The sequence below is a fragment of the Actinoplanes aureus genome, from assembly GCF_015704865.1.
Classification (GTDB): domain Bacteria; phylum Actinomycetota; class Actinomycetes; order Mycobacteriales; family Micromonosporaceae; genus Actinoplanes; species Actinoplanes aureus.
On the sequence record NZ_JADQTO010000071.1, the window covers coordinates 1 to 7,265 of the forward strand.

Genomic DNA, 7,265 nt, shown 5'->3' on the forward strand with positions numbered 1-7,265 from the left:
GCCCGCGCCGCGCCGGGCCGTGCCGCGCCGGGCGTGCCGCGCCGCGCCGGGCCGTGCCGCGTCGGGCCGTGCCGTGCCGCGTCGGGCCGGGCCGCGCTGCTATGTCACACCGGCCAGTCGACGCTCAGGTAGCGGGTCTCCTGGAACTCGCGCAGGCCGTCGCGGGCGCCCTCGCGGCCCAAGCCGCTCTGCTTGACGCCGCCGAACGGCGCGGACGGGTCGGAGACCAGGCCGCGGTTGATGCCGACCATCCCGGCCTCGATCGACTCGCCGAGGCGCAGGGCGCGGGCCAGATCACCGGCGAAGACGTACGCGGCAAGCCCGTACTCGGTGTCGTTGACCTGCTCGAGCAAGGCCGATTCGTCGGTCCAGGTGGTGATCGGGGCGACCGGCCCGAAGATCTCGTCGCGCAGGATCGCCGCGTCGGCCGGCACGTCGACCAGCACTGTCGGCGGATAGAAGTGCCCGGGGGCGGCGGGCAGCGCGGCCTGGTGGCTGACCCTGGCACCGGCCGCCACCGCCTCGTCGACCGTGCGGCGGACCCGGTTCAGGGCCGCCACACTGATCAGCGGCCCGATGTCGCTACCGTCGCCGGCCGCGCCCACGGTCAGCTTCTCGACCCGCGCGCCGAACCGGGCGACGAACTCGTCGGCGACCGCCGCGTGCACGTAGAACCGGTTGGCGGCGGTGCAGGCCTGCCCGCCGTTGCGGAACTTGGCGATCATCGCGCCGGCCACGGCCGCGTCCAGGTCGGCGTCCTCGGTGACGATGAACGGCGCGTTGCCGCCGAGCTCCATCGAGGAGTTGACCACCCGGTCGGCGGCGTGCCGCAGCAGCACCCGGCCGACCGCGGTGCTGCCGGTGAAGGAGATCTTGCGGACCCGCTCGTCGTTCAGCCAGGCGCCGACGACGCCGGACGAGTCGGTGGTGGTCACCACCGTGACGACGCCGTCCGGCAGGCCGGCCTCGGTGAGCAGCCGGGCCACGGCCAGCGCGGTGAGCGGCGTCTCCGCCGCAGGCTTGAGGATCGCGGTGCAACCGGCGGCGAGCGCCGGCGCGATCTTGCGGGTGGCCATCGCGGCCGGGAAGTTCCAGGGCGTGACCAGGGCGGCGACGCCCACCGGGTGGTGCGTGACGAGGGTACGGGCGCCGCCGGCCGGTGATTCGCCGTACTCGCCGCCGGGGCGGACCGCCTCCTCGGCGAACCAGCGGAAGAACTCGGCCGCGTACGTCACCTCACCGGCGGCGTCGGTCAGCGACTTGCCGTTCTCCCGGCTGATCAGCCGGGCCAGCTCGTCGCGGTCGCGCAGCATCAGCTGGAAGGCGCGGTGCAGGATCTCGGAACGCTTCCTCGGCGCGGTCCGCGACCACGCCGGGAAGGCGGCGGTCGCGGCGTCGACGGCCTGCCGGGCCTCGGCGATGCCCTGGTCGGCGACCTCGGCGACAGCCTCCAGGGTGGCCGGGTCGGTGACGGTGAACGTGGCGGTCATCGGGTGCTCTCCTGCGCGGTGGTCTCGGGTGCGGCGCTCGTCACCCGGCCGGGAAGGCGGCGGGCATCGAGCGTGGGGGTCTTGCGCGCGTGGGTCCCGGGCGCGGTGCTCAACGGGTGGCAGGTAAGGCTGCGGGCCTCGAGCGCACGCGGTCCCGGGCGCGGTGTCATCGGGTGGCAGGTAAAGCTGCGGGCACGGAGCGCACGCGGTCCCGGGCGTGGTGTCATCGGGTGGCCGCGAAGGCGGCGTCCAGCACGTCGAAGGCGTCGTTCAGGAGCTTGTCGCTGATCGTCAGCGGGGGCAGGAAGCGCAGCACGTTGCCGTAGGTTCCGCAGGTCAGCACGATCACGCCCTGCTGGTGGGCGGCACGGGCGACGTCCCGGGCGAGCCGCGGGTCGGGTTCGGTGCCGCCGGGACGGACCAGTTCGACGGCGATCATGGCGCCGCGTCCGCGTACGTCGCCGATGCGATCGTCTCGATCCCGCAACCGTGACAGGCGCTCGATGAGCAAGCTCTCGATCTTGCGGGCCCGCTCGGCGAGGCCTTCGGCCTCGATTGTCTCGATGGCCGCGAGAGCGGCCGCGCAGGCCAGCGGATTGCCGCCGTAGGTGCCGCCCAGGCCGCCCACGTGCGGCGCCTGCATGATCTCGGCGCGGCCGGTGACCGCGGAGAGCGGCAGGCCGCCGGCGATGCCCTTGGCGGTCACGATCAGATCGGGTACGACACCCTCGCGCTCACAGGCGAACAGATCACCGGTACGCGCGAAGCCGGTCTGCACCTCATCGGCGACGAACACGACCCCACTGGCCCGGCACCACGCCGCCAGCGCGGGCAGGAATCCCGGCGCCGGCTCGATGAACCCGCCCTCGCCCTGGATCGGCTCGATGACCAGCGCCGCCAGGTTCTCCGCGCCGATCTGCTTGTCGATCCAGTCGATCGCCCGCGCCGCCGCGGCCGCACCGTCCAGATTCCCGTCGCGGTACGGGTACGACCCCGCCGCCCGGTACACCTCCGGCGCGAACGGCCCGAACCCGTGCTTGTACGGCTTACTCTTCGCGGTCATCGCCATGGTCAGGTTCGTCCGCCCGTGGTACGCGTGATCGAACACCACCACCGCGTCCCTCTGCGTGTGCGCCCTGGCGATCTTCACGGCGTTCTCCACCGCCTCGGCGCCGGAGTTGAACAGCACGGTGCGCTTCTCGTAATCGCCCGGCGTGATCCGGTTGAGCGTCTCCGCCACCCGCAGATAACCCTCGTAGGGCGTGACCATGAAGCAGGTGTGGGTGAAGGCGGCGACCTGCTCGGTGACCGCCTCGACCACCCGGGGCGCGCTCGCGCCGACCGAGGTGACCGCGATGCCGGAGCCCAGGTCGATCAGGTGGTTGCCGTCGACGTCCACCACGATGCCGCCGCCGGCGCGAGCGGCGAAGACCGGCATGGTGGTGCCGACGCCGTCGGGGACCGCCGCGGTCTTGCGGCTCATCAGGGCGAGGGAGCGGGGGCCGGGGAGTTCGGTGACCAGCCGGCGCTGCTGTTCGATGCTCACGCCGTCCAGTTTCGGACCGCCCGAGTATGCCAGTCCATTACCATTTGGGCATCGAACTATGCCTCGGAGGCATGATGGAGCTGCGTCATCTTCGCTACTTCGTGGCTACCGCCGAGGCCGGCACGGTCAGCGGCGCGGCCGGGCGGCTGCACCTCACCCAGCCGGGCCTGTCCCGTCAGCTCCGTCAGCTCGAACGCGACCTGGGTGTGGCGCTCTTCGACCGATCCGGCGGGCGGCTGGAACTGTCGACCACCGGCCGGGAGCTGCTGCCGCAAGCCCGGGACCTGCTGCAACGCGCCGATGCGCTGCGGGTGGCCGCGGCCTTCCACGCCCACGGGCGGTTGGAGCGGCTCACCATCGGCGCGCCCACGGTCACCCTGACCGACGTGGTGTCGCCGTTCATAGCGACCCTCGCGCCGGAGGACCCGACCATCGACGTGGCGGGCGCCGACGGGCTCTCGCCCGCAGAGACGCTGCGGCTCGGCGCGGACCTGGCGATCGGTACGGTACGCGCCGCCGCACCCCTCGTCTTCCGGCCGCTCGCCGTGCTGCCGGTCTGGGCGTACGTGCACCAGGATCACGGCTGGGCCGGCCGCTCCTCGGTAGCCCTGAGCGAACTGCTCGCCGAACCGCTGATCGTGCTGCCGCCGGCGTTCACCGCGCGCCAGTCGCTGGACGCCGCGGTCACCGCCGCCGGAGGCAGCTGGGCCACGGCGATCGAGGCCGCCAACGGCACGGTCGCGCAGGCCCTGGCCGCGGCGGGCCGGGGGATCGCGGTCGCCTCCGACGATCCCCGGTTCGGGTTGGTGCCCCTCGCCGTCACGACCGGCGACCGCCGTCTCAGCATCCGCCTGGTGGCCGTCTGGGACTCCCGGCACGCGGCGGCGTCGACGATCGCGGAATTCGCCGACCGGCTCGGCAGATACGTCCGTCGTCGATACGACGCCCCCGCCGGGTGACCCCCGCGCATGGGCGCCCGGCGATATCATCCGCAGTGAACCGTTTTCAATCTGGCGTCAGGCCATAGGTATCCGGGCCGTTGGCCGCCGCCGGGTTCGCAAGGGCGGTGAGCAGGATGGCTGATCACAATCGACGGACGCCTCGACGGGGGCGAGCCCGCAAGCGGGCGATCCGGGCGCAGGCGGCCCGCGCCGGTGTCGCCTACTCCGTGGCCGCGCGCCAGCTGGAGGCCGTCGGGCTCCGGTCCGGCGAGACGATCGCCAGCTACGGGCGCACCATCTATCCGGGCCGGCAGCGCCTGATCGACGAGCGTGCCCGGCGCACCTTCGAGCAGCGGCGCGACGACACCAGGCGGGCCGCCCTCCTGCCGGACGGCCGGGCGCGGCATCTCGTCGAGCGGTTCCCGCCGGCCTACGGCCTCTACCACGGCGAGGGCCGGCAGGAGCTGCTGTCGATGCTCTACGTCACGGTCGCCGCGCACGCCCCGGAGCTGGTGCCGCCGGTCGGCGAGCTGGCATGGATCGCCGAGATGGGCGAGGAGACCGCGGTCGACATGGAGTGCGCCCGGCTCGACCGGGAGGTGCGCGAGCTGCTGGAGCGCGAAGAGCTCGACGAGCAGCCGTTCGCCGGGGTCCGGCAGATCCTCGACGCTCTGCTGATGGTCGCCAACGACGGGCACGCCCCTGGCACGCGGGTGCGGTTGACCAGCCCGGACCAGGAACGGACCGGGGTCATCGTGGGGGCGGTCTGGGGACCGCCCGGCCCGCCGGTGGCCTACCGCCTACGGGCCGAGGACTCGGCCACCGTGCTGACCGCCGGGCCCGGCGAGCTGGTCGTGCTCGCCGGGCAGTAACGGCTCGTCCTATCACCTACTCCTCGCCGGCCGCCTTCTCCTCGCCGGCCGCGGCGGCGGGCACCTTCTCCCGGCCCTTGCTGTGGAAGACCAGCTTCTCCGGCTTGCCCTTGCAGTCGACCACCACGGTCTGGCCGGGGCGCAGCTCGTTGAAGAGGATCTGTTCGGAGAGCGGGTCCTCCAGGTCGCGTTGCACGGTGCGGCGCAGCGGCCGGGCACCCATCACCGGGTCGAAGCCCTTGGTGGCCAGGAACTTGCGCGCCTTCGCGGAGAGTTCCAGCCCCATGTCCTTGTTCTTGAGCTGGGTACCGATCCGGGCGATGAAGATGTCGACGATCCGCAGGATCTCGTCCTCGGAGAGCTGATGGAAGACGATCGTGTCGTCGATCCGGTTCAGGAACTCCGGGCGGAAGTGCTGCTTCAGCTCGTCGTTGACTCTCGTCTTCATCCGCTCGTAGGTGCTGACGGTGTCTTCCGAGGTCTGGAATCCGAGCTGTACGGCCTTGGCGGCGTTCCGCGTGCCCAGGTTCGTCGTCAGGATGATCACGGTGTTCTTGAAGTCGACGATCCGGCCCTGGCCGTCGGTCAGGCGACCGTCCTCCAGGATCTGCAGCAGCGTGTTGAAGACGTCCGGGTGCGCCTTCTCGATCTCGTCGAACAGCACCACCGAGAACGGCTTGCGCCGCACCTTCTCGGTCAGCTGACCACCCTCGTCGTAACCCACGTAACCGGGAGGGGCACCGACCAGACGCGACACCGTGTACCGGTCGTGGAACTCCGACATGTCCAGCTGGATCAGCGCGTCCTCGGAACCGAACAGGAACTCGGCGAGGGCCTTGGACAGCTCGGTCTTACCCACACCGGACGGGCCGGCGAAGATGAACGAACCGGACGGCCGCTTCGGGTCCTTCAGACCGGCACGCGTACGCCGGATCGCCTTGGAGACCGCCTGCACCGCGTCGTCCTGGCCGATGACCCGCTTGTGCAGCTCATCCTCCATGCGCAGCAGCCGAGTGGTCTCCTCCTCGGTGAGCTTGTAGACCGGGATACCGGTCCAGTTGCCCAGCACCTCGGCGATCTGCTCGTCGTCGACCTCCGAGACGACATCCAAGTCGCCGGCCTTCCATTCCGACTCGCGCTGCGCCTTCTGCGCGAGGAACTGCTTTTCCTTGTCGCGCAGCTGGGCGGCCTTCTCGAAGTCCTGCGCGTCGATCGCGGACTCCTTGTCGCGACGCACCTGAGCGATCTGCTCGTCGAACTCGCGCAGGTCCGGCGGCGCGGTCATCCGGCGGATCCGCATCCGGGCGCCGGCCTCGTCGATCAGGTCGATCGCCTTGTCCGGCAGGAACCGGTCCGAGATGTACCGATCCGCCAGCGTCGCCGCCGCCACGAGCGCGCCGTCGGTGATGCTGATCCGGTGATGTGCCTCGTAGCGGTCCCGCAGGCCCTTGAGGATCCGGATCGTCATCTCCAGCGTGGGCTCCTCCACCCGTACCGGCTGGAACCGGCGTTCCAGGGCGGCGTCCTTCTCGACGTACTTGCGGTACTCGTCGCTGGTCGTCGCGCCGATGGTCTGCAGCTCGCCGCGGGCCAGCATCGGCTTGAGGATCGAGGCGGCGTCGATCGCGCCCTCGGCGGCACCCGCACCCACCAGGGTGTGGATCTCGTCGATGAACAGGATGATGTCGCCCCGCGTACGGATCTCCTTGAGCACCTTCTTCAGGCGCTCCTCGAAGTCACCGCGATACCGCGAACCGGCGACCAGCGCACCCAGATCCAGCGTGTACAGCTGCTTGTCCTTGAGCGTCTCGGGCACCTCACCCTTGACGATCGACTGGGACAGCCCCTCCACCACGGCGGTCTTACCGACACCGGGCTCGCCGATCAGCACCGGGTTGTTCTTGGTCCGGCGGGACAGCACCTGCATGACCCGCTCGATTTCCTTCTCCCGCCCGATCACCGGGTCGAGCTTGCCCTCCCGAGCGGCCTGCGTCAGATTGCGCCCGAACTGATCGAGTACGAGAGAGGTCGCCGGAGTGCCCTCGCCGCCGACCGCGGCCGACCCCGACACCGGTGGTTCCTTGCCCGGATAGCCGGAGAGCAGCTGGATGACCTGCTGGCGGACCCGGTTCAGGTCGGCGCCGAGCTTGACCAGCACCTGGGCGGCGACGCCCTCGCCCTCGCGGATCAGACCGAGCAGGATGTGCTCGGTGCCGATGTAGTTGTGGCCGAGCTGCAGTGCCTCACGCAGCGACAGCTCGAGAACCTTCTTGGCGCGCGGCGTGAACGGGATGTGCCCGCTCGGCGCCTGCTGGCCCTGACCGATGATCTCCTCGACCTGCTGCCGCACTCCCTCCAGGGAGATGCCCAGGCTCTCCAGAGCCTTGGCCGCGACACCCTCACCCTCGTGGATCAG

General features: G+C 71.1%; 5 protein-coding genes. 2 read left to right on the top strand and 3 right to left on the bottom strand.

The features are described 5' to 3' along the window. Window positions 1-104: 104 nt before the first annotated feature. Window positions 105-1,490, bottom strand: coding sequence for an NAD-dependent succinate-semialdehyde dehydrogenase (locus tag I4J89_RS48795; RefSeq protein ID WP_196421057.1), 1,386 nt, complete (start codon window positions 1,488-1,490; stop codon window positions 105-107). 223 nt (window positions 1,491-1,713) lie between these two features. Then, window positions 1,714-3,036, bottom strand: coding sequence for a 4-aminobutyrate--2-oxoglutarate transaminase (gene gabT, locus I4J89_RS48800; RefSeq protein WP_196421058.1), 1,323 nt, complete (start codon window positions 3,034-3,036; stop codon window positions 1,714-1,716). A gap of 71 nt (window positions 3,037-3,107) precedes the next feature. Between gabT and I4J89_RS48805 the strand changes: the two genes are divergently transcribed. After that, the gene (locus I4J89_RS48805; RefSeq protein WP_230860856.1) at window positions 3,108-3,995 is read left to right on the top strand and encodes a LysR family transcriptional regulator; all 888 of its coding nucleotides are present in this window, start codon (window positions 3,108-3,110) and stop codon (window positions 3,993-3,995) included. 116 nt (window positions 3,996-4,111) lie between these two features. Continuing rightward, a complete protein-coding gene (locus I4J89_RS48810) occupies window positions 4,112-4,849 on the top strand; it encodes a hypothetical protein (protein WP_196421059.1) in 738 nt (245 codons plus the stop codon). A 16-nt stretch (window positions 4,850-4,865) separates the two neighbouring features. Here I4J89_RS48810 and I4J89_RS48815 read toward each other — a convergent pair. After that, window positions 4,866-7,265: ATP-dependent Clp protease ATP-binding subunit (locus I4J89_RS48815; protein ID WP_196421060.1), on the bottom strand; the 2,400-nt coding region annotated here is incomplete at its 5' end.